The sequence below is a fragment of the Candidatus Symbiopectobacterium sp. NZEC135 genome, from assembly GCF_025962695.1.
On sequence record NZ_JAGFPF010001045.1, the window covers coordinates 1 to 755 of the forward strand.

Here is a 755-nt window from a genome sequence, read left to right on the forward strand (position 1 = left end):
AATGAACGCCTCGCCCGGGAGAAACCACTTCTCTCACTGGCACAACTTCCCCGTTCATTTCAATATATCGCCCCCAGGGATAATGTGAAGTGTCGTCAATTTTCTCTGCACGATATATCTTTCCCGAGCCATAATACCGTGGGTTATTATTGGTGCAGGGAATATAGTTGAAACCCCTGTCTGGTTCGATGCGGAGCGTGTTAATGATATTTTCCTGTTCGTGGGTAAACACTGGATGCTGGTTATGCGTTCGCATGTGCCAGGTGTTGGATAATGGTTCAAGGTATACCGGTACAAACTCGTGGGAGCCTGAGGCTCTTCGTACCACGATCTCAAACTTTCCCTCTCCATTTTTGTTCAGATCGTAATATTCGCCGTACAACGGTATCTGCTTTTTCCCTTCCCTCACCTCAACATTAAGATTCGCGGCATCGAAGGTGTCAGCATATCGCCACGCAAGCGTCTCCTCATCGACAATCACCTTTCTCTGCAATAACTCAGGTCTGGTAGCATAAGGGTGATATGTCATAAATTCATTGGGATTATCCGTTGGTTTCAGAAAGATCTCCCCACCTTCGGTATGGATAGCGGTATTCCCCGGTTTAAGTTCTAGTAATATTTCTTTCTTAATCCCGCTGCGCGGATTCTGAACATAATAAGCCGCCCTTTTCTGACCCGGAGTGGTATGCAGCAATTCAGTCGGTTTCACTTTACGGGCCACACCGCGGAATTTGAACGCGATACCATCAACATCA

1 pseudogene is annotated in these 755 nt (G+C 46.9%); it reads right to left on the minus strand.

Going from position 1 to position 755, the window contains the following annotated elements:
* Positions 1-755: pseudogene (locus J5224_RS32330) on the minus strand (hypothetical protein); the annotation flags it as partial.